At 32.8% G+C, this 22746-nt stretch carries 21 protein-coding genes; 14 read left to right on the top strand and 7 right to left on the bottom strand.

Annotated elements, in window-relative coordinates; all coding sequences use genetic code 11:
• Position 1: 1 nt before the first annotated feature.
• From QZZ51_RS00465 to QZZ51_RS00455, 3 genes are all read left to right on the top strand, one after another.
• The gene (locus tag QZZ51_RS00465) at positions 2-703 is read left to right on the top strand and encodes a DUF3307 domain-containing protein (RefSeq protein ID WP_291864374.1); all 702 of its coding nucleotides are present in this window, start codon (positions 2-4) and stop codon (positions 701-703) included.
• 602 nt (positions 704-1305) lie between these two features.
• Positions 1306-3189, top strand: coding sequence for a phosphoglycerate dehydrogenase (serA, locus tag QZZ51_RS00460; protein ID WP_291864371.1), 1884 nt, complete (start codon positions 1306-1308; stop codon positions 3187-3189).
• 170 nt (positions 3190-3359) lie between these two features.
• Positions 3360-4199 carry a type IV pili methyl-accepting chemotaxis transducer N-terminal domain-containing protein gene (locus QZZ51_RS00455; protein ID WP_291864370.1) on the top strand — a complete coding sequence of 280 codons (840 nt, stop codon included), beginning with the start codon at positions 3360-3362 and terminating at the stop codon, positions 4197-4199.
• Positions 4200-4202: 3 nt separating this feature from the next.
• On the opposite strand, the gene rlmH is transcribed toward QZZ51_RS00455, so the two are convergent.
• Positions 4203-4676: a 23S rRNA (pseudouridine(1915)-N(3))-methyltransferase RlmH gene (gene rlmH / locus QZZ51_RS00450; RefSeq protein WP_291864365.1), complete on the bottom strand. Its 474-nt coding sequence runs from the start codon at positions 4674-4676 to the stop codon at positions 4203-4205.
• Between the two features lie 72 nt (positions 4677-4748).
• On the opposite strand from rlmH, the gene nadC reads away from it, so the two are divergent.
• The 4 genes from nadC to priA are packed head-to-tail and all read left to right on the top strand — an operon-like array spanning position 4749 to position 9471.
• Positions 4749-5606, top strand: coding sequence for a carboxylating nicotinate-nucleotide diphosphorylase (gene nadC, locus QZZ51_RS00445; RefSeq protein ID WP_291864363.1), 858 nt, complete (start codon positions 4749-4751; stop codon positions 5604-5606).
• Positions 5607-6587, top strand: coding sequence for a YihY/virulence factor BrkB family protein (locus QZZ51_RS00440; protein WP_291864360.1), 981 nt, complete (start codon positions 5607-5609; stop codon positions 6585-6587).
• The gene (locus QZZ51_RS00435; protein WP_291864357.1) at positions 6571-7011 is read left to right on the top strand and encodes a DUF2147 domain-containing protein; all 441 of its coding nucleotides are present in this window, start codon (positions 6571-6573) and stop codon (positions 7009-7011) included. Before QZZ51_RS00440 ends, QZZ51_RS00435 begins: the two co-directional genes overlap by 17 nt.
• Before the next feature lie 3 nt (positions 7012-7014).
• Positions 7015-9471: a primosomal protein N' gene (gene priA / locus QZZ51_RS00430; RefSeq protein ID WP_291864355.1), complete on the top strand. Its 2457-nt coding sequence runs from the start codon at positions 7015-7017 to the stop codon at positions 9469-9471.
• A 1-nt stretch (position 9472) separates the two neighbouring features.
• On the opposite strand, the gene QZZ51_RS00425 is transcribed toward priA, so the two are convergent.
• Positions 9473-10165 (bottom strand): LytTR family DNA-binding domain-containing protein, encoded by a 693-nt coding sequence (locus QZZ51_RS00425; protein ID WP_291864352.1) that lies wholly within the window; start codon positions 10163-10165, stop codon positions 9473-9475.
• Positions 10166-10426: 261 nt separating this feature from the next.
• On the opposite strand from QZZ51_RS00425, the gene rpsF reads away from it, so the two are divergent.
• The 6 genes from rpsF (at position 10427) to hisS (ending at position 16771) form a co-directional block, all read left to right on the top strand.
• Positions 10427-10768, top strand: coding sequence for a 30S ribosomal protein S6 (gene rpsF, locus QZZ51_RS00420; protein WP_291864349.1), 342 nt, complete (start codon positions 10427-10429; stop codon positions 10766-10768).
• Positions 10769-10773: 5 nt separating this feature from the next.
• A complete protein-coding gene (gene rpsR, locus QZZ51_RS00415; protein WP_121067570.1) occupies positions 10774-11070 on the top strand; it encodes a 30S ribosomal protein S18 in 297 nt (98 codons plus the stop codon).
• A 15-nt stretch (positions 11071-11085) separates the two neighbouring features.
• Complete coding sequence (rplI, locus tag QZZ51_RS00410) at positions 11086-11538, top strand: 50S ribosomal protein L9 (protein ID WP_291864338.1); 453 nt, start codon at positions 11086-11088, stop codon at positions 11536-11538.
• A gap of 90 nt (positions 11539-11628) precedes the next feature.
• Positions 11629-14760, top strand: a complete 3132-nt coding sequence (locus QZZ51_RS00405; RefSeq protein ID WP_291864336.1) for a TonB-dependent receptor — start codon at positions 11629-11631, stop codon at positions 14758-14760.
• Between the two features lie 83 nt (positions 14761-14843).
• A complete protein-coding gene (locus QZZ51_RS00400; protein ID WP_291864335.1) occupies positions 14844-15314 on the top strand; it encodes a DUF6495 family protein in 471 nt (156 codons plus the stop codon).
• A gap of 80 nt (positions 15315-15394) precedes the next feature.
• Positions 15395-16771, top strand: a complete 1377-nt coding sequence (gene hisS / locus QZZ51_RS00395) for a histidine--tRNA ligase (RefSeq protein ID WP_291864333.1) — start codon at positions 15395-15397, stop codon at positions 16769-16771.
• Here the strand turns inward: hisS and QZZ51_RS00390 are convergent.
• Both QZZ51_RS00390 and QZZ51_RS00385 read right to left on the bottom strand, forming a co-directional pair.
• Positions 16766-17314, bottom strand: a complete 549-nt coding sequence (locus QZZ51_RS00390) for an NUDIX domain-containing protein (protein ID WP_291864330.1) — start codon at positions 17312-17314, stop codon at positions 16766-16768. The two genes, hisS and QZZ51_RS00390, sit on opposite strands and share 6 nt — an antisense overlap.
• 48 nt (positions 17315-17362) lie before the next feature.
• The gene (locus QZZ51_RS00385; RefSeq protein WP_291864328.1) at positions 17363-18451 is read right to left on the bottom strand and encodes a M42 family metallopeptidase; all 1089 of its coding nucleotides are present in this window, start codon (positions 18449-18451) and stop codon (positions 17363-17365) included.
• A gap of 104 nt (positions 18452-18555) precedes the next feature.
• Between QZZ51_RS00385 and QZZ51_RS00380 the strand changes: the two genes are divergently transcribed.
• Positions 18556-19239 (top strand): DUF4294 domain-containing protein, encoded by a 684-nt coding sequence (locus tag QZZ51_RS00380; protein WP_291864326.1) that lies wholly within the window; start codon positions 18556-18558, stop codon positions 19237-19239.
• Here the strand turns inward: QZZ51_RS00380 and QZZ51_RS00375 are convergent, their stop codons facing one another.
• Genes QZZ51_RS00375 through QZZ51_RS00365 form a run of 3 tightly spaced genes read right to left on the bottom strand, consistent with a single transcriptional unit; the run spans position 19240 to position 22737 of the window.
• Positions 19240-19479, bottom strand: a complete 240-nt coding sequence (locus QZZ51_RS00375) for a DUF6095 family protein (protein WP_291864323.1) — start codon at positions 19477-19479, stop codon at positions 19240-19242.
• 14 nt (positions 19480-19493) lie between these two features.
• Positions 19494-20336 (bottom strand): DUF4249 family protein, encoded by an 843-nt coding sequence (locus QZZ51_RS00370; RefSeq protein ID WP_291864319.1) that lies wholly within the window; start codon positions 20334-20336, stop codon positions 19494-19496.
• 4 nt (positions 20337-20340) lie between these two features.
• Entirely contained in the window at positions 20341-22737 is a 2397-nt protein-coding gene (locus tag QZZ51_RS00365) for a TonB-dependent receptor (protein WP_291864317.1), read from the bottom strand.
• Between the last annotated feature and the right edge of the window lie 9 nt (positions 22738-22746).

Below are 22746 nucleotides of genomic sequence, written 5' to 3'. Positions count from 1 at the left end.
CATGATACTTTGGATTAAATTATTCTTAGCGCATTTAATAGGAGATTTTATTTTACAACCTTCCAAATGGGTAATACATAAAGAGGCCAATAAAATAGGATCTAAATATTTGTATATACATGCATTGGTGCATTTAATAGTTACAATGCTTTTGCTATGGGATATTAGTCTTTGGTATATAGCATTAATCATAGCCTTTTCGCATTTAATAATAGATATATTAAAACTTTATATTACACCAGCATTTAAGAATAAAAGCATCCCATTTTTTGTGGACCAACTTTTTCATTTGATAGTTCTTTATGTCTGTGTTTTTTATGGAAATTTATGTAATCACACATTAAGTTTGTTTCAGGGTATAGATTGGGCCTTAATTACGGCGATGGTATTTGTTAGCTTTCCGGCAGCAATAATAATGTCTAAATTATTAGAGAGTATGTCTAGTCAGATACCCGTTGATCATAAATCTTTACCCAATGCAGGGAAGTATATTGGTATTATTGAGCGACTATTTGTATTGCTATTTATTATTTTGGGTAGATGGGAGGTTATAGGGTTATTGATAACCGCCAAATCTGTTTTTCGTTTTAACGATTTAAAGGAAAGTAATAATAGAAAGCTTACTGAATATATTCTAATAGGTACTCTAGTAAGTTTTGGGATTGCTATTTTAACGGGATTAGTTTATTTACATATAAAATAATAGCTATGAAAAGCAATGTAGCTATCGTATTTTTCTTTTTTTAATCTTTGTTTTTCAGTGTTAAACACAGTATTTATAATCGTTTGATGGAGTAAAGAACGCTTACACTAGTTTGGTAAGTCACAAGGAAATTCGGGGTGTAAAAAGGGTACAGAAATTTAGGATTTAATATCCTTAGTAAATAAGTTTGATGTAAAAAAATAGAAGACCATAGAGCATTCTAAAGGAGGTATAATTTTTATAAAATTATTAACACAAGATGAAATAATAAAAAATAGTAGATATGTTGCTCGATTTTACAAATAAAATTAAGAAAGACGTATAATGTTCCGCTTTAAAACTTACTTTTAATTTATTAATCGAAGATTCAAAAGGTTGTTTGGCTTTTGTTATGAAAATAATGAATTACAAACTTTTCTTTTAATGTGTAAACAAGCAAATCTTGTATCGTTAGTGATGGTTTTAATTAGTAACAATTAAGGATTTTTTTTATGTAAATAATATCAAACTGTAATCATTTTGTTTTATTTACCTTTTCGACTAACATCAGACAGAATTAATTTTTATTTTTACAGCTTAATTTTTTTTAAATAGATATTGCTTTGGAAAGAAAATACGTTTTCGATTTTGATAGTACTTTAACAAGGGTGGAGGCTTTGGATATTTTAGCTGAAATGACCTTAGAAGGGCAATCTAATCGGGAAGAAGTTATAGACGAAATTCAGAAAATAACCAACTTAGGAATAGATGGGGATATTTCCTTTACAGAGTCCTTAGAAAAAAGAATAAAATTACTAAACGCGCACAAGGATGATTTATCGCAGTTGGTAGAAGAATTAAAGCAGAAAATTTCAAAATCTATAGAATCTAATAAAGAGTTTTTCGAAAAATTTTCAGACGATATTTATGTGATTTCTTGTGGATTTAAAGAATTTATAGTCCCCATTGTGGCGGAATATAATATTCCAGTAGATAGGGTTTACGCCAATACGTTTAAATTTGATGAAGAAGGAAAAATAGTTGGTTTTGATAATGATAATGTATTATCACAACACAATGGGAAAATAGAATGCCTAAAGCAAATGAATTTGGAAGGAGAAGTCCAAGTTATTGGTGATGGCTATAGCGATTATGTAATGCGCGAAGCAGGTATAGCACATAAATTTTTTGCATATACCGAAAATGTGCATAGAGAAAAAGCAGCAAGTAATGCGGATTATATTACACCTAACCTAGATGAATTTTTATTTGTGAACGATTTGCCAAGAAATATATCATACCCAAAGAATAGAATTAAAATTTTATTATTAGAAAATGTGCATCCAGATGCTTTTAAAAACCTTTCGGAAGAAGGTTTTACAGTAGAATTGGTAAAGCACAGTATTCCGGAAGAAGAGTTAATAGAAAAGATAAAAGGAGTACATGTGTTAGGAATACGGTCTAAAACACAAGTTACAAAGAAGGTTATAGATGCTGCGGATAAACTATTAGTTGTTGGGGCATTTTGTATAGGTACTACGCAGATAGATTTAGATTATTGTAAAAATAATGGGGTAGTAGTATTTAATGCTCCTTATAGTAATACCCGTTCCGTGGTGGAGCTTGCAATAGGGCAAATAATAATGTTAATGCGTTCTGTTTTTCAAAGAAGTTCAGAAATACATTCTGGTCAATGGAATAAAACAGCAGCTAACTCTAGAGAAGTAAGAGGTAAAAATCTTGGAATTGTTGGTTACGGAAATATAGGCAAACAACTTTCTGTATTAGCAGAAGCTATTGGTATGCGTGTTTATTATTATGATGTAGATGATAAATTAGCCCTAGGTAATGCTGTTAAATGCAATACTTTAGAAGATTTATTATCCGTTTCAGATGTAGTTACTCTGCATATTGATGATAATAAAGCGAATAAAAATTTCATAGGGGAAAGAGAAATTAACCAAATGAAAAAAGGAGCAATGCTTATAAATCTTTCTAGAGGATTTGTACTCGATGTTAAAGCTCTGGCAGAATCTCTTAAGAGTGGTAAATTGGCTGGCGCAGCAATAGATGTTTATCCAGAAGAGCCTAGAAGCAATGGAGGGTTTCTTTCAGAGCTTCAAGGGTTGCCAAATGTAATATTAACTCCTCATGTTGGTGGTAGTACAGAAGAGGCACAACGAGATATAGCTGATTTTGTGCCAAATAAAATAATGGATTATATAAATTCAGGAAATACGGTAGATGCAGTAAATTTTCCTAATATAAGATTGCCAAAACAGAATAAGGCACATAGATTCTTGCATATTCATAAGAATGTACCTGGAATAATGGCTAAAATTAATGAGGTGTTGGCAAAGTATGAGATGAATATTTCAGCGCAATATCTATCTACGGATAATGAGGTTGGTTATGTAATTTCTGACTTAGATAAAGAATACGATAAAGAAGTGCTTAAAGCACTTAAGGATGTTGATAACACTATCAAATTTAGAGTTCTTTACTAGTATAGGTTTTCTTTCAAAATTTTTAAAATCTAAATTGCTTTAGCAATTTAGATTTTTTTTTACGCTGTTTTTTTTTCATTTAAGTGTACACCTTGAAAAAGTAGAATTATACAACATTTTCTTGTTAGAGAAATATTATCGCAATAAATTGTAGGAAAAATCCGATTACATTGAAAATAAATTTAATTACAGCTGTATTGAGAAAATTTTTTAAAAGGAATTTTAAAAAAGGATTCAATGCATATTATTTATTAGTATTAACTATAATTTTGCTAACTGTAGTAACACAGTCTATTGTGCAATATTCCTTGGCAAAACAAAGTTCAGATACTGTGGTTGTAAATATTGCAGGTAGGCAGCGCATGTTAAGTCAGAAAGCAGTAAAAGAATTTTACAATTGTAAAATGGGGAATAATTGCGAATATGGAGATTTAAAGTCAACGTTAACCACTTTGGTTAGAATAAATGAGGATTTGCAAATAGGCAATGAAAAAGTAGGAGTGTACCCTTTAGATACCAAAGAGATACAAATAAATTTTGATAAACTTCAGCCTTTTTTGGATGGTATATTTTATGCTTTGAATGATATAAAGGATATGGATAAAGTTTCCATTAAAGATTTAAAATATAATGAAGAAAATTTTTTAAAAATAATGGATAGAATTGTTGGGCAATTTCAAAAAAAATCAGAAAAGGATATAAAAAACATGATGATTTTAGAGAAGTATCTTGCTATACTTTCCGTAATTGTGGTGTTAATTGAAATTGTTTTTATAGTAAACCCAATAATAAATAGAATAGTAAAGCAGAATAAAAAACTAGAAGAAATAGCTTGGCACCAATCGCATGCATTTGCAAACCATGTAAAAAATATTAAGGACCATCAATATGTTTTACGAGTAGAGAAAAATCCGGAAAGGCAAAAAGAAATAATAAAGTTCGTGGTTGAAGAATTAGATGGTATAGAGGAGGTTTCTCAGTTTATGGTAAAGGCATTAAAAAAGCCTTAATATCTATTTATGATGGTAGGGTTCATTTTTTAAAATTGTAAAACCTCGATATATCTGTTCCACAATAAATAAGCGAACCATTTGATGAGAAAAAGTCATTTTAGAGAGACTTATTTTGTCATTGGCTTTTTGGTAAACAGAATCACTAAAACCATAAGGGCCACCAATAACAAAGACTAATTGTTTGTTGCCTGCATTCATTCTTTTTTGTAGATATAAAGAAAAATCTATAGAGGAGAATTGTTTTCCGTTTTCATCTAATAAAACCAGAACATCTGTAGGGACTATTTTTTTTAATATAAGCTCTCCTTCTTTTTCTTTTTGTTGTTTTTCAGAGAGATTCTTAACATTTTTTATATCCGGAATAACGTCCAAATCAAATTTTATATAATGTTGTAGACGCTTTGTGTAGATAGTAATTAACTCTTGGAGTTGCTTGCTATCTGTTTTTCCAATAGCTATAAGTTTTATTGTCATACTTCAAAGTTAAATCAATTTATTAAATGGTATATGTTTTTAGTATTTTAGCATAAAGCAATATTATTTAAAATGATTTCAGAAGCGCAATTTAATTTAGAGATAGATGGTATCATAAAAAATGCCATTAGGGAAGATGTAGGAGATGGGGACCATAGTTCATTAGCATGTATTCCAGAAACAGCAACAGGTAAGGCTAAACTGTTGGTGAAAGATGACGGAATCATTGCTGGGATAGAATTTGCAAAACAAGTTTTTAATTATGTGGATCCAAACTTAAAGGTAGAAACTCTTTTGGAGGATGGTGCTGAAGTGAAATATGGAGACATAGTTTTTTATGTAGAAGGTAGCTCTCAAAGTATACTTAAATCTGAAAGACTAGTACTAAATGCTATGCAACGTATGAGTGCAATAGCAACTAAAACCAATTATTTTGTAAAACTTTTAGAAGGTACGGGAACTAAAATTTTAGATACCAGAAAAACTACACCTGGGATTAGGGCTTTAGAAAAATGGGCAGTAAAAATTGGAGGAGGTGAAAATCATAGATTCGCTTTGTATGACATGATTATGCTAAAAGATAACCATATAGATTTCTGTGGCGGTTTAACGCAGGCAATAGAGAAAACAAAGAAGTATTTAAAGGAAAATAATAAAGATTTAAAAATTATAGTAGAAGCCAGAAACTTAGATGAAATAAGAGAGATTTTAAAAACGGATGGCGTGTATCGAATTTTAATAGATAATTTTAATTATGAAGATACGCGTACTGCTGTAAATTTAATAGGAGATACCTGTTTTACAGAATCATCGGGAGGTATTAATGAGGAAACCATAAGGCTTTATGCAGAATGTGGCGTTAATTGTATTTCTTCGGGAGCGTTAACCCATTCTGTTTATAATATGGATTTGAGTCTTAAAGCAGTATAAATGTCTGTAGAAATAGAGGAAAAACTAAGTAAAATACCTGTTGTTAATGGGGTTGTTTCTCTATTGAAAAAAATTAAATTGCCAGGTTTTGAAGGTTTATCTATCTATGATTTAGCAGAAATGTACATAGTAGGTATTGGGCAGGGAGCTCTTTCTACAAGAGCCAGTTCAATTGCCTTTAGTTTATTTATGGCATTATTTCCATTGCTTATATTTTTGTTAACGCTTGTGCCTTGGATAATACCATATGCCAGCGTTGGAAATGAAAATTTTGATGCCCAGTTTTTAGTTTTTTTAGAATCCTTTCTGCCATCTGCAACTAGTGACTATTTTGGAGATGTTTACCAGCAAATAAAAGACCAGAAACAAGGAGGAATTCGTTCTTCGGCTTTTTTGGTTTCTATCTTTTTAATGGCAAATGGTGTTAATGCTATTTTTGGAGGATTTGAAAACTCCTATCATGTAAGTTTAACCCGTAACTTTTTTAGGCAATATACATATGCGCTATTAGTAGGCTTGTTATTATCCATCCTATTAATTATAGGAGCTGTAGCTTACGTGTATTTTGAGTTTTATATAATAGATTATTTAAGCGAATTAGCAGCAAAAACAGGAGGTTATGATTTGTCTGAGAATGATATTGTTGGCGCACAAATGGGTAAAATATTATTTTTTATAATTCTTTCCTATTTTACAACCGCCATTCTATATTATTTTGGAACTACTGAGGGTAAAAAAGCACATTTTTTTTCTTTAGGAGCATTAATGACAACTCTATTCTTTATGGTTACGTCTTATTTGTTTGGTGTTTATGTGGAGAAATTTGCTCGTTATAATGAATTATACGGAGCCTTGGGAGGATTACTTATATTAATGGTGTATATCTGGTTAAATTCTAATATATTGTTACTCGGGTTTGAGCTAAACGCATCTTTGAATTCCCTAAGAAAAATATCTAAAAAGAATGGTGAAATTAAATAAAGAAATAGTACTTGTTGTGTTTCTGTTAATGGTTAATTTAAGCCAGTCTCAAAATATTTTTGGTAAATGGAAAACTATTGATGATAGAACAGGATTGCCAAAGGCTGTAATAGATATTTATGAGAAAGATGGCTTAATGTATGGGCATGTAGTAGAAATTCTAGAACCTGGAAAAGAAAATTCTATTTGTGATAAATGTGAAGGCGATTTAAAAGATAAACCTGTTTTGGGAATGACTATAATTGAGGCGGCCGAAGAACATGATGATGGGTATTGGAAAGGAAAAAAACTATTTGATCCTCAACAAGCAATGACCTTTCGTTGTAAAATATGGTTGAACCCTGAAAATGGGGACGAGTTAAAAGTCCGGGGTTATTTGGCTTTTATTTATCGTACGCAAACATGGATTAGAGTGGAGGGGTAATGTATGGAGTATTTTATTAATGTAATTCTACCAATACCTTTAGAAAAACTTTTTACGTACAGTGTTTCTGAGGAAGAGGCGCAAATATTGCAACCTGGAATTAGGGTAGCGGTACCTTTTGGGAAATCAAAAATATTTACAGGTTTAGTGCATGAGGTGCATAATACGGCGCCCGAAGTTTATGAAGCTAAAGAAATCCATCAAATTTTAGATGATAGTCCAATGGTTAACCTCCATCAAATTAAGCATTGGATGTGGTTGGCAGATTATTATATGTGTACAATTGGGGAAGTATTTCGTGGTGCGGTTCCTAGTGCTTTTTTGTTAGAGAGTGAGACACTCATATTAAAAAATGAAAATGTAGAAATTGAGGATACAGATTTAAAGGATGAGGAGTTTTTGGTTTATGAAGCCTTACAGCATCAGCCCATATTAAAAGTGCATGAAGTAGCGGCTATAGTAGACCGTAAGAATGTTTTACCTATTTTAAATAGATTACTCGCTAAGGAGATTATATTATTAAAAGAGGAAATATATGCACAATACAAACCAAAATTAGTAGCGTATGTTGCTTTGGGAGATGTATATAATTCAGAAAAAGAATTAGAGGTTTTATTGCAATCATTAACAAGGGCACCAAAGCAAAGTCAGGTAGTATTGTCTCTTTTTCAATTACAGGCGGTTACTAAAAAAACAGTAAAAGTATCCGATTTGGTCGCGCATAGTGGTAGTTCTAATACTATTATAAAGACCTTGATAAAAAAAGGAATTCTTAAGGATTATAAAATACAAACAGATAGAGTTTCTTTTGATAAGGAAGCAAGTCTTTTAGAATTAAAAAAATTAAACGAATGTCAGAAAACAGCACTCGATAGTATAATAACTTCTTTTAACGAAGGCAAGGTTACTTTATTAAAAGGGGTAACTTCTTCTGGTAAGACAGAAGTGTATGTAGAGCTAATTCAGAAATGTTTAGAAGAAGGAAAGCAAGCTTTGTATTTGCTTCCAGAAATTGCATTAACAACGCAACTTATAAGTAGGTTGCAAAAATATTTTGGAGAAAAAGTTTCTGTTTATCACTCTAAATATAGCATTCATGAAAGGGTAGAGGTGTGGAATAATGTTTTAGAGGTCAAGTCTAAAGCGCAAATAGTAATTGGTGCAAGATCTTCTTTGTTTTTGCCTTTCTCCAATTTAGGATTGGTTTTGGTAGATGAAGAACACGAAAGTTCTTTTAAGCAATTTGACCCTGCTCCACGTTATCATGCTAGAGATGCAGCTATTGTTTTAGGTAAATTGCACAAAGCAGATATTCTTTTAGGTTCTGCTACCCCAAGCGTGGAGAGTTACTACAATGCGCAAATTGGTAAGTATGGTTATGCAGAAATAAATAAACGCTTCGGAAATGTTTTAATGCCAGAAATAGAATTGGTAGATATTAAGGAGGAAAGTCGTAAGCGAAAAATGAAAGGCCATTTTTCGGAACGAATGATAGAAAAGATAACAGAAGCGCTAGATTTAGGTGAGCAAGTAATTTTGTTCCAAAACAGGAGAGGGTATGCGCCTATAATGGAATGTAACAGTTGTGGATATACACCACAATGTCCCAATTGCGATGTTAGTTTAACATACCATCAGCATAGAAAACAATTGCGTTGCCATTATTGCGGATATTATATACCGCTACAAGAAAGCTGCCAGGCTTGTGGTAGTTCTAAATTAGATACCAAAGGTTTTGGTACAGAGCAGGTAGAGAAAGAACTTAATACATTATTCCCAGAAACTAAAGTGGGGAGAATGGATTTGGATACTACTAGGGGGAAATATGGTTACGAGAAAATAATAACAGCCTTTGAGCAGCAAGAATTAGATATTTTAGTCGGTACGCAAATGCTAACCAAAGGGTTAGATTTTAGGAATGTGAGTTTGGTAGGGATTATGAATGCAGATTCCTTATTAAATTTCCCGGATTATAGAGCGCATGAGAGAACGTTTCAATTACTAACTCAGGTTGCAGGTAGGGCAGGGCGAACCAAAAAAAGAGGAGAGGTTCTTATTCAGACGTATAATCCGCATCATCAAATACTAAAGCAAGTTTCTGTACATGATTATGAAGGAATGTATAAGGAACAGTTGTATGAACGTAGACAATTTAAGTACCCGCCTTTAGATAGAATCCTAAAAATAACTTTTAAGCATAAGGATTATAATAAGCTTAATGAAGCTTCGGAATGGTTTGGGAAAGGATTGCGTAATATTTTTGGAGAAAATGTTTTAGGTCCCGAATATCCGGCAGTTGCAAGAATCCGTAATCAGTATATAAAACATATTACTATTAAAATAGATAAGGAAGCCCCATTGGGTAAAACAAAAAATAGCATTAAAAGAATGGAAAAATCTTTTAATGCTATTGCACACTTTAGAAGTGTAAGAGTAATCTACAATGTAGACCACATATAGTTTAAACGTTACTAAGCGCTTCCGCTAGTTCTGTTTTTTTGTTTCTGCTTAATGGTATGGATCTGCCGCTAACTTCAACATTTTTACTATTAAATTTTTCAACTTTTTCTAAATTCACAATGTAGGATTTGTGAATTCTAAGAAATTTATCTTCTGGCAATTGCTTTTCAAAAGACTTCATTGTTGATAAGATTACGATATTAGCTTCATCTGTAACTAATTTAATGTAGTCACCAAGCGCTTCTATCCACTTAATATCGTTAAGTATAACTTTTCTCTTTTTAAGATTACTCTTAACAAAGATATGCTCTTCGTCTTCGTGTACTCTATTCTCTTGTTCAAATTTGGCTACGGCTCTTTTTACAGAAGCATCGAAACGAGCCATAGTAATTGGCTTGTGTAAATAATCTGTTACGTCGTAGTCAAAAGCTCTAAGAGCGTAATCGGGTTTTCCAGTAATTAATATTACCTGAGGACTGTTTTCTAGGGACTCGAGTAGGTCGAACCCTGTAATGATTGGCATCTCAACATCAAGAAAAATTAGGTCAATCTCGTTGTTTTTAATACCATTCTTTGCCTCAATTGCGTTGCTGTATTCGGCCACTAATGCAAGGTTAGGATGGTTGTTTACCAGCTTGGCAACGGCCATCCTCTGCATAGAGGAATCGTCTACAATAATACTTCTTAATTTCATAAAACGGCTGATTTGTGGGGTTAAATCATCGACAAATAACAGGAAAAACAAAATGAATTGCAACAAAAGATGTAAACAATGCATTGTTTATTGTGTAATTTACAATGACCATATATTAAAGATTTGGTTAAGTTTTATTTTTATGATTCCTAGTAATAACGCAATATTTTCTATTTTCGTGTAATAAGACGTAAATATTATTAATATATGTGATATGTGAAATAATATTATTATTTTTGCAGACCTAAAAAATAAAGTATTATGAATCATTACGAAACTGTTTTCATTTTGAATCCCGTTCTATCTGATGTACAGATAGAGGAAACAGTTAAGAAATTTGAAGATTTCTTAATTAAGAATGGTGCCAAAATGGTAGCCAAAGAAAACTGGGGGCTAAAGAAATTAGCTTACCCTATTCAACACAAAAAGAGTGGTTTTTACCACTTGTTCGAATTTTCTGGTGAAGGAGATATTGTAACTCCTTACGAGCAAGAATTTAGACGTGACGAACGTATCATGCGTTTTTTAACTGTGAAGTTAGATAAGCACGCAATTTTATGGGCAGAAAAAAGAAGAACAAGAAACAAAACTACTAAAGCGTAAGGACTATGGCATCTATAGAACAACAGGCAAAAGGAAAAAAAGACGGAGAAATCAGGTATTTAACTCCGCTTAATATTGAAACAAATACTCGTAAGAAGTATTGTCGTTTTAAGAAATCAGGTATCAAGTATATAGATTACAAAGATGCAGATTTCTTAATGAAATTAGTAAACGAACAAGGTAAATTGCTTCCAAGAAGACTTACAGGAACTTCCTTAAAGTATCAAAGAAAAGTGGCCCAAGCTGTTAAAAGAGCACGTCATATAGCATTAATGCCTTATGTTGGTGATTTATTAAAATAATAAAGAAAAAGGACCATGGAACTTATATTAAGAGAAGACGTACAAAACTTAGGTTTTAAAGACGACATAGTTAATGTGAAAAATGGATTTGGAAGAAACTTCCTTATTCCTAAAGGTTTAGCTTCTTTAGCAACACCATCTGCAAGGAAGGTATTAGCTGAAAATTTAAAGCAAAGAGCACATAAAGAAAAGAAAATTGTTGACGCTGCTAACAAAACAGCTGAGGCTCTTAAAGGACTTGAGTTAAAAATAAAGGCTAAGACTGGTGCTGGTGACAAATTGTTTGGATCTGTTACTACTATTGATTTAGCTGCTGCTTTAGAAAAAGAAGGTCAAGCGATTGATAAAAAATACATTAGTATTAATGGTGGTGCTGTTAAAAGAACAGGACCATACAATGCTCAGATAAGATTACATAGAGAAGTTATTTTTGATTTCCCTTTTGAAGTAATTGCTGACAAAAAATAGTATTAACAAAACGTTAATAACTTAAAGAGCTATGCCTGCATAGCTCTTTTTTTTTGGATTAAATTTGTGTGACTCAAAAAATACATCTTTATGAAAAAACTCGTGCTTTCAGCCTTTTTGCTGCTATTTGCATTTACTTCTGTAATTGCCCAAGTAACAACCTCTAATATTAGAGGTAGTGTTTTAGATAACGAAGGAGTTCCTTTATTTGGAGCTAATATCGTAGCTGTACATACACCTACAGGAACTAAATACGGTTCTATAAGTAACGAAGATGGTCGTTATAATTTACTTAACCTTAGAGTGGGTGGGCCATATGAACTGACTATTTCCTATGTAGGGTTTCAGGATTATAATCAGACAAATATTCAATTAAGTTTAGGTAAAACTTTCAATGTAAATGCAAAGCTTTCTAGTGCAGCACAATCTTTAGATGAAGTTGTTGTTGTTTCTAATCGCAGTGGAACATTTGGGAGTGATCGTACTGGAGCAGAAACAAGCATAGGTAGTAGAGAGTTAACACGTTTGCCAACAATCTCTAGATCGGCACAAGATTTTACAAGGTTAGAGCCTACAGCGGACGGTAATTCTTTTGGAGGACGTAATAAACAATACAATAATTTCTCTTTAGACGGAGCAATTTTTAATAACCCATTTGGTTTAGACTCTCCAACTCCTGGTGGACAATCGGGCGCACAGCCAATTTCTTTAGATGCTATTGAGCAAATACAAGTATCTACAGCACCTTACGATGTTACCCAATCCGGATTTACAGGAGCTACTGTAAATGCAGTTACTAAAAGCGGAACCAATGAATTTCATGGAACTGTATATGGTTTTAGTAGAAGTGAAAGTTTAACAGGAGGTAAAATAAAAGGAGAAGATGTTACTAAGCCAGACCTTAACCAAAGTCAGTATGGTGTTAGTATCGGAGGGCCAATAGTTAAAGACAAATTGTTCTTTTTTGCGAATTTTGAAAAAGATGAAAGAGATGATTTAGGTTCTAACGGTTGGATACCTAATACAGGTTCTGGGGCAATTAATGAATCTAGAGTTTTAGAAAGTGATTTATTAGCAGTCCAATCTGGTTTAGCAGGTTTAGGATATGATACCGGAGCTTATGAAGGTTTTACCTATGCATCAGAATCTACAAAGGGTATTTTTAAATTAGATTGGAATATTAATGACAAAAATAGACTAGCAGTTATTTATAATTTCTTAAATGCTTCAAGAGAGCAACCTGCGCACCCAACAGCAATTACAGCTAGAGGACCAAATTTTACAACGCTACAATTTCAAAATACAGGGTATCAGATTAATAATAAGTTAAATTCTATTCAGTTAGAATTAAACTCTACGTTGTCAGATGAAGTAACTAATAAATTGCAAGTTGGTTATACGCATTTTGATGATTTTAGAAACCCTCTTTCTGCTCCTGCGCCATCTATCAATATAACTAAAGATGGTATAAATTATATTATTGCTGGTCACGAACCTTTTTCTGTGCATAACCGTTTAGATCAGAAAGTATTTCAGTTAACGAATAATATGAATATTTTTAAGGGTAATCATACATATACTGTTGGTTTTTCTTTTGAGAAATTTCAATTCGCGAATTCATTTAACTTAACAAATTATGGTTTCGATTTATTTGGAAGTGTAGATATAGCTAATTTTGATGCTAATAATTATGCAGGTGCGTTTGCAGGTGCGCAAGCAACATTTAATGATAATAATAATTTTGAAGATGGTGAGCCAGGAAAATGGTCTTTAGCTGAAACTAGTGTTGGTCAACTTTCTTTTTATTTACAAGATGAATGGAGTGCTACAGATAATTTTAAATTAACCTATGGCATACGTTTCGATAAACCTTTATTTTTTGATACCCAAGATAAAATTGCGGATAATATAGAAAGAAAGGGTACGTATCAGCCAGATAATCAGTATTTTAATCCAAATACAGGAGAGGCAACGACTATAGATTCAGAACAACTACCAAGTAACGATTGGTTAATTTCTCCAAGAGTTGGTTTTAATTGGGATGTTAAAGGAGATAATACTACGCAATTACGTGGTGGTACAGGAGTATTTACAGGAAAACTTCCTTTTGTGTGGTTGGGTAACCAAGTGCAAGGGGTAGACTTTTTCTTTTACCAGGCGGTAGATCCTGAGTTTAAGTGGCCACAGGTGTGGAGAACTAATATTGGTGTAGACCAAGCTTTTGAGAATGGACTAGTGTTAACGGCAGATGTATCTTATACTAAAGATTTAAATGCAGCTCACGTACAAAATTGGGCGTATAGTACACCAACAGGTAATTTAAATGCACCAGGGGATAACCGTCCAAGGTACCAAGCAAGTGATATTTCTACGAATGCTTTTGGAGGTAATACTAGTGCGTATGTGTTCACAAATTCAGATAAAGGAAGAATCTGGAGCATGTCTTTAAAAGCACAGAAAAATTTTGATAATGGTTTGTATGCTAGTGTAGCGTATAGTTATTTGAACGCTAAAGACATTAACTCTGTAGAAGCAGAAATTACAGGAGATGCTTTCGATTTTAATCCAAATTTAGGAGATGCCAATGCAGATGTCTTATCTTTTTCTAAGTACGGTAATACACATCGTTTTATCGGAGTTGGTTCTAAGCAGTTTGTATATGGAACTAATGATAAATGGGCAACGACTATTTCTACTTTCTTTGAATATGCTCAAGGAGGGAGATTTAATTATACCTATGCGGGTAATATAAATAACGATAGTTCTTTTCAGAATAACGATCTGTTATATGTACCAACTTCAGCAGAAGTACAGCAAATGCAGTTTAGTGGTGTTGGGCAAGCCGAGGCTTTTGAGTCTTATATTCAACAAGATGATTATTTAAATGATAATAGAGGTTCTTACTCAGAACGCTATGGTGCTTTAGCTCCATGGAGAGGTAAGTGGGATATTAAAATTTTACAAGATTATAATTTTAATGTAGCAGGTAAGAAACATACTATTCAGTTAAGTTTTGATGTTTTAAATTTTGGAAACTTACTTAATTCCGATTGGGGAGTTATTCAACAACCAAATAATTTAAGTCCTTTGGCCGTTTCTGTAGATCCAAATACAAATATACCAACGTATACTTTTAATCCAGAGTTAACGGAAACGTTTGGTTACGATGCAAGTTTATTGTCTAGATGGCAAGGACAATTTGGAGTTAGATATATTTTCTAGCTTTAAAAATTGTATTTTATACTATAAAGGCCGTACTTATTCGTACGGTCTTTTTATTTTTGCAGAATTAAAAAGAAAGCACATTGAAATATACAAGACTTACTAAAGAGCAATTAGAAGAACTGCAACCAGAATTTATTAATTTTTTGGCAACACAAACTATAACAGGGGAGGAGTGGAAAAAACTAAAAGAAGATAAGCCAGAAGTAGCGGAGGATGAAGTAGATGTTTTTAGTGATTTAATTTGGGAAGGAGTTTTAACTAAGGTTACTCATTTAGAAAATATTTCTGCTGATCAGATGCATTTGTTCTCTTTGGAAGAGAAAGAAATGAAATTAATCTCTGTAAAAATTAGAAACCCAGAAGTAGATTTAACCAATAAGGAAGGGTTTTCTTGGTTTAAAAAGAATTGGCAGTCCGATTTTGTAGACTATTTAACAGCATCTAAAGCCTATACAGGAGATAAAAATTTAGATAAGTTTCAATTGATAAAACAAGGGGCAACTATAACAAAAGGGGACTTGTACAATTGGTTCGATACCGTTATTCAATAAATACATATTTGTTATCTTCTATTTTTAAAAGATAATACACATAAAAAAGGAAGTAAATTACAATCCCAATATAGCATTACATGGCACAGAAACCATCCATACCAAAAGGAACAAGAGATTTTTCACCGTCCGAAGTTGCAAAACGTAACTTTATTTTCGATATCGTAAAAAAGCACTTTAAGACCTTTGGTTTTCAGCCCATAGAAACTCCTTCTTTTGAGAATTCTAATACCTTAATGGGTAAATATGGGGAGGAAGGAGATCGTCTTATTTTTAAAATTTTAAATTCTGGTGATTTTATTGGTAAGGTAGATGATGTTACGTATAGCTCTAAAGATTCTAAATCGCTTACACCTAAGATTTCAGAAAAAGCATTGCGTTATGATTTAACCGTACCTTTTGCTCGGTACGTGGTAATGCATCAAAATGATATAGATTTTCCTTTTAAGCGCTATCAAATTCAACCAGTATGGAGGGCAGATCGTCCTCAGAAAGGTAGATTTAGAGAGTTCTTTCAGTGCGATGCCGATGTTGTTGGAGCAAATTCTTTATTACAAGAAGTAGAATTTATTCAGTTGTATGATGCTGTTTTTACCGAGTTAGGCTTAAATGGTGTAAACATTAAACTAAACAATAGAAAAATATTAGCAGGTATAGCGGAAGTAATAGGTGCTAAACATTTACTAATAGATTTTACAGTTGCCCTAGATAAGTTAGATAAAATAGGAGAAGACGGTGTTAAGAAAGAAATGCTGTCTAAAGGAATATCCGAAGCTTCTATAGAAAAGGTAGCACCATTATTTACGCTGTCGGGTACTAATTTAGAACAACTAGAGAGTTTAAAAGAATTATTGGCAGATTCAGAAGAGGGTACCAAAGGAGTAGAAGAGCTTATTTTTATAATAGAGTCTATCTCTGCGTTAGGATTACAATCTGCGAAACTTTCGATTGATGTAACCTTGGCTCGCGGTCTTAATTACTATACAGGAGCTATTTTTGAAGTAGGTGCGCCAGAAGGTGTTAAAATGGGTTCTATTGGTGGCGGTGGTCGTTACGATGACTTAACCGGAGTATTTGGGTTAAAAGATGTGAGTGGTGTTGGAATTTCTTTTGGCCTAGATCGTATTTATTTGGTGTTAGAAGAATTAAATCTATTTCCAGCAGCCATTGATAAATCTTTAGATGTATTGGCTTTAAATTTTGGAGACAAGGAAGCCATGGCGGCCTTAAAATTAATAACCCAATTAAGAGCTTCGGGTATTAAAGCAGATGTGTACCCTTCTAGTGCAAAAATGCAGAAGCAGTTTAAATATGCCAATAATAGAAAAGTTCCTTATGTAATTTTATTGGGAGATACCGAATTAGAAAATAATTCTTTTGTAGTTAAAAATATGGAAGCAGGAACACAAGAAACATATAGTTTAAATGCTGTGGAGGATTTTATGAATGCATTATAGTTTACTTAAAATAGTTTCTGTTATGGTGTTGTAATATGCCGAGCCATGAGGTGCAAATTTGTTTGTGGTCTTTTGGTTTTGAATTATTTTTTTTAAGAGGTTTATGGGTATTATATCGAGCCTCTTAATCTCACTATCTTTTTTGGTTAAATCTTTTAAAGGAACTTTAAACTCTACAATAAATGTATGGTGAAATTCATAATCTATTAAAGTGTCACTATGTTTTTGAAAGGATTTAAAAATTCCGATTTTTTGTAATTCATTTTGAGAAATTATAAGCCCTATTTCTTCTTCCACTTCTCTAAGAGCGGAAATTTCTATGGCTTCTCCTGCACCAATATGCCCAGCAACAGAAACATCCCAAAGTAGAGGATGTATGGTTTTGTTTTTTCCTCTTTGTTGTATAAGGATATCACCATTTTTGGTATAAAACCATACGTGAATAGTTTGGTGAAAAAGCCCTTTTCTATGAGCAACAGATTTCATTACGGTTTCTCCAGTCAGGTTACCATCCATGTCCAGAATATCAATTAACTCATCCATTTAAGAGGTATAAAAAAAATCCCTCCGAAAAAGGAGGGATTAAAAGTTTTACTCAAAATAACTAAAGGTTTCACCTTCTTTTATTGTTAAGAGTGTTTCATATATAAGTTTTATCACATTCTCTACATCATCCTGGTGTACCGTTTCTACAGTAGTATGCATGTAACGTAATGGTAAAGAAATTAAAGCAGAAGCAACACCACCATTACTATATGCAAAAGCATCGGTATCCGTTCCAGTAGCTCTTGAGGCTGCCATTCTTTGGAATGGTATTTTTTTGCTTTCTGCTGTTTCGATAATACGCTCCCTTAAGTTATTCTGTACCGCTGGAGCATAAGAAATAACTGGTCCTGCGCCAATTTCAGTATGGCCTTGTACTTTTTTGTCGATCATCGGAGTTGTTGTATCATGACACACATCTGTTATGATGGCAACATCTGGTTGAATAGTATGGGTAATCATTTCTGCACCACGTAATCCTATTTCTTCTTGTACCGAGTTGGTAATGTATAAACCGAAAGGTAGTGTTTCTTTATTCTCATGTAATAAACGAGCAACTTCAGCAATCATAAAACCACCTGCTCTATTGTCTATTGCTCTACAGACGAATTTGTTTTTATTTAGAACCTGAAATTCATCTGGGTAGGTTATTACACAGCCAACATGAACGCCCATTTTTTCTACTTCTTCTTTAGTTGTAGCGCCAACATCAACAGTAATATTTTCAATTTTAGGAGGTTCTTCTTTAGCTTTATTTCTTGTGTGTATTGCTGGCCAGCCAAAAATACCTTTTACAATCCCTTTTTTTGTATGAATATTTACCCATTTAGAAGGTGCTATTTGGTGATCACTACCGCCATTACGAATAACATGAATAAGACCATTGTCTGTAATATAGTTAACGTACCAAGAAATTTCATCGGAATGTCCTTCGATAACCACTTTGTATTTGGCATCTGGATTAATAACACCAACTGCTGTTCCGTATGTATCTGTAATAAAGGTGTCTACGTATGGTTTTAAATATTCCATCCATATTTTTTGCCCTTCCCACTCATATCCAGTAGGAGCGGCATTGTTTAAATATTTTTCAAAAAAATCAAGAGATTTCTTAGTAAGTATTTTCTTTGAAGCCATAAACTTTTGTTTTGTATACAAACTTAATAATATTAGGTAATTTTAAGTAATAACGAACGGTTTTTATCGTTAATTTTGGCAGGGCTTTTACTTTATTAAGAAAGATGAAAAAGATATTCTTATTTTTTATAGCGTTGAATATGGTCGTTTCTGTTTCTGGTCAAGACCAGGAATTGGCTGTAGATTCTATTCCAGAAAAATTAATAAAAATTGAAGGAGACTCTGTCTTTCATAGTTCTATTTCTTTACGTGAGGCATATGTTTTTGGTAGGTTAAAGTTTGATGATTACGACACAAAGCTTAAATATTACATTCTTAGACGTAAAACCCTAAAAGTATATCCTTATGCAAAAATGGCAGCAGAACGTTTGGTAGAATTAAAAGACACTCTGGCTACCATAAAGAAAAAGGGGAAACGTAAAAAATATACAAGAAAGATTCAAAAATATATAGAAGACGAGTTCTCAGAAAAACTTAAAAAATTAACAAGAACAGAAGGTCAAATTCTAGTAAAGTTGGTGCATAGACAAACAGGGAACACAAGTTTTGGTCTAGTTAAGGAGCTTCGTAGCGGATGGCGAGCATTTTGGTATAATACTACTGCAGGGTTTTTTAATATTAGTATTAAGGCGGAATATAACCCAGAAAATGTACACGAAGATTACCTTATTGAAGATATTTTACAGCGTGCCTTTGCTGCAGGAAAATTAGAGAGGCAAAAATCTGTTTTAGATTATGACTATGGCACTTTAATTAATAAATGGAAATCTCCGTCTAAGAAAAAATAGCTACGATTTTGGTTTTTTACCAAATAAACTATCCATTATTATTTTAATACTATAAAAACACATTACTATAGCTCCTATAGCTAAAGCAAAGCCTACAATAAGTACGGGCCAGAAAAAGGGGTGTCCTTCGTTTTTAAAAGCTTGGTACAGAGCAAGTGGGGCCGTAAACATTAGCATAAAGGCGATTCCCATATATTTAATACCTTTCACCATTAATTCTTTATCCGTTCTCCTTTGCATTATTTTTGTATTTGTTATTCTAAAGTTATAGTGGCACTATATGTTTGGCATATAGCGAAATAACCTAAAGCAAAATTATTGGTATTTTCAGTACTATCCAAGCCAGTATTTGTAATATTAATAATGTTGCCTTTTACCGTTGCTATAGGTGTTTGGAAAGGTCCTTGGGTGCCACCGCTTTGTATTATGAGTAAATCTATGTAGTTATAAAAGTCTTGATCTACTCCAAGAATACTTACGTTTACTTGCATTCCTGATTTTGCCTCATCATCGTAAAAATAGGAAAATTTAAAAGTCTGGCCTGGGTAAAATTCGTCTTCGGAAACTAAATATTTATTAAAATCGAAATCGAATAAATAGTAATCTTGTCTATTGGCTTCGTCTACAAAGGTTATTACTATTTCTGTTTCATTGCCTTCAAATAAAGTTCCATCTCCTTGTTCTAATTTTGTTATTGGAACAGAAGGCACATAGGAAGTGTTTGCTATATAGGTTTGATTGTTATGTTTTATGGATAGCTCTAGTCTGCCTTCTGTAAAAAAAGAAGTGTCTTTAAAGATGTCATAAACTCCGGGTTCAGATTGTGTTAAAATTATAAAGTTTGGATTGCTTGCTGTATTTTGAAGATCCTTATTCGTGATTTTAATTTCTTTTACTTCTGCTGGTATATTTTCATCAAAAAAAGAACTTGTTTCGCTGACTTTAATTTTAGCTTGCGAGAAAATATTTTTTTCATCTATTCTTATAAGAGCATCTACAGATAGTCTAGAGGCTTCGGTAGGTGTTTCTACTTCTATGACATCTTCGCAAGAAAGTAAGAAACTAAAAATTACAATATATAGTAAGTTGTGCTTCATGACTTTAAAATTTAAAATTATAAGTAACGGCAGGAACGATACCAAAAATAGAGGTTCTTACAGCTTCATTTACGCCTGTTTCAGAATTACGGCTAAAGTTAATAGAAGCCGCATTCCTTCTATTGTATAGGTTATAAATACTAAAAATCCACTCTGTTTGCATCTTTTTATTTGCTCTAGAGGGTTTTAGTGTCGCGGATAAATCTATTCTGTGGTAGTTTGGTAGGCGTTCTTTATTTCTAAGGCCATAATATGGAACGGTAAGCCCTTGGAATTCAAATTGGCCAACAGGGTAGTTGGTAGGTTGTCCTGTCTGGAAAACTATGTTTGTGTTAAAACTCCATTTTTTATTCCATTCGTAACTAGCATATAAAGATATATCGTGTGTTTTGTCATAAGGAGTATTGTACCATTCTCCAAAATTTATTCCAGTTTCTAGGTTTGGTAGTCCGGTATTTGCAATGTCTTCTCTGGCTGGAGTTTGCTGTTCTGATTTGGATAGGGTGTATGCTAACCAGCCTGTAAGTTTCCCTTCATTTTTTCTAAATAGAAACTCAATTCCATACGCTCTTGCTTTACCGTTTAATATGACTTGTTCGATAGCGTCGTTGGCTATTAAGTTGGCACCATCGATGTAGTCAATTCTGTTTTGTGTTTTCTTGTAATATACTTCAGATTCAATGGAATATTGTTGTTCCTTAATGTTTTTAAAGTAGCCAATAGCAAACTGATCTAGCAGCTGTGGTTTAATAAATGGGCCACTGGGTGTCCAGACATCTAATGGGGTAGGGGAACTTGTATTGGAAAGTAAATGTAAGTATTGAGATAAACGAGTATAGCTAGCTTTAATAGAGCTATTGTTTTTAAAAGTATATGCCAAGCCAATTCTAGGTTCAAAATTCGTAAAGCTCGCTATAGAGCCTTTTCTTCCAGGGTTTATTATTTCAGAAGGCTCTGTTTCTTGATATATTAATAGGGTGGGGTTAAATGATACAGGCTCGTTATTTAAGTATTTGTTTAATTGGTTCTGCCCTAGTCTATTAAAATAACTAAACCTTAAGCCATATTGTAGACTTAGACTTTTGGTTACATTATGTTCTATGTCTATATACGCTGCAAATTCATTGGCATATTTTTGTGTTAATTGTTCTTCTATTATTCCAGATTCTACGTTGCTAGGTTCAATTTTTCCTGGGTTAAATTGATAGTATATATTATTAATACCGTAGTTAACTTGTAGATTATCATTTAGGTAATGTTTTAAGTCGTACTTAATGTTGAAGTTTTGAATGCCAGAATTCCAGTTAAATCCAACAAAATCTAATTTTAAGCCGTAATAGTAGTCAGAATATATAATAGATAAATTAGAAAATAACTTATCCGAGAATAAGTGATTCCATCTAAAATTGCCAACAGAATTTCCGTAGGTATTTACAAAACTGTCGCTAATACCAAAAACATCTCTTCCAAAATAGCCAGATAAATATAGATTGTTTCGTTCGTTAATTTTGTAATTAAACTTCGTATTTAGGTCGTAAAAATATGCCGTATTATCCAAGTCAAATATGGGTAGAAAAAGATGTGCATAAGAGCCTCTTCCTCCAATTAAAAATGCAGCTTTGTCCTTTACAATAGGGCCTTCTACTAAAAGTCTACTGGCTACAAGTCCAAGTCCGCCATTTACTTTGAACTCTTTGCTGTTACCTTCTTTTTGAAAAATATCTAGAACAGAAGAAACTCTACCGCCATAACGAGCAGGAATTCCTCCTTTGTATAGTTTAATATCTTTTATAGCATCTGGATTAAAAACGGAGAAAAAACCAAATAAATGCGAAGAATTAAAGATAGTAGCCTCATCTAATAAAATTAAATTTTGATCAACAGAGCCGCCTCTTACATTAAACCCTGAAGCTCCTTCACCAGCATTAGTAACTCCGGGTAGAAGTAGTATAGATTTTATAATATCTGCTTCTCCGAGAATTACGGGTATTTTCTTTATGGTTTCCACTTTAAGAGTATTGACACTCATTTGTGGTTTACGAATGTTTGGTCTTTCTTTATTTTCGGTAACGATTACTTCTTGTAATTGTTCTGCAGATTCTGTTAATTGAAAATTTATTTTTTGATTTTCGTTTAGAGTGATATTCTTTTTTATTTCTTTAAACCCCAAATAGCTAACTTCTAGGTCATAGGTGCCTTGTGGTAACGTTATAGAGTAGAAACCGTATTCATTAGTTGTACCACCAGTTTTAAGTTCTGGAATAGCAATGGTTACTCCAATTAATGTTTCGTTACTAGCGGCTTGCGTTATTGTTCCGCTTAAAGTAAATTTCTCTTGCCCATGAGATGGTATGGAGTAGTGAAGGAGAAGGAAAAGAAATACCCTAACAAATAATTTCATCAATATATG

Origin of the sequence: Maribacter sp. (assembly GCF_016744255.1) — a bacterium.
In the GTDB taxonomy this organism is placed as follows: domain Bacteria; phylum Bacteroidota; class Bacteroidia; order Flavobacteriales; family Flavobacteriaceae; genus Maribacter_B.
The sequence above is the reverse complement of the archived record's forward strand: the minus strand, read 5'-3'. Positions and strand labels throughout refer to the sequence as shown.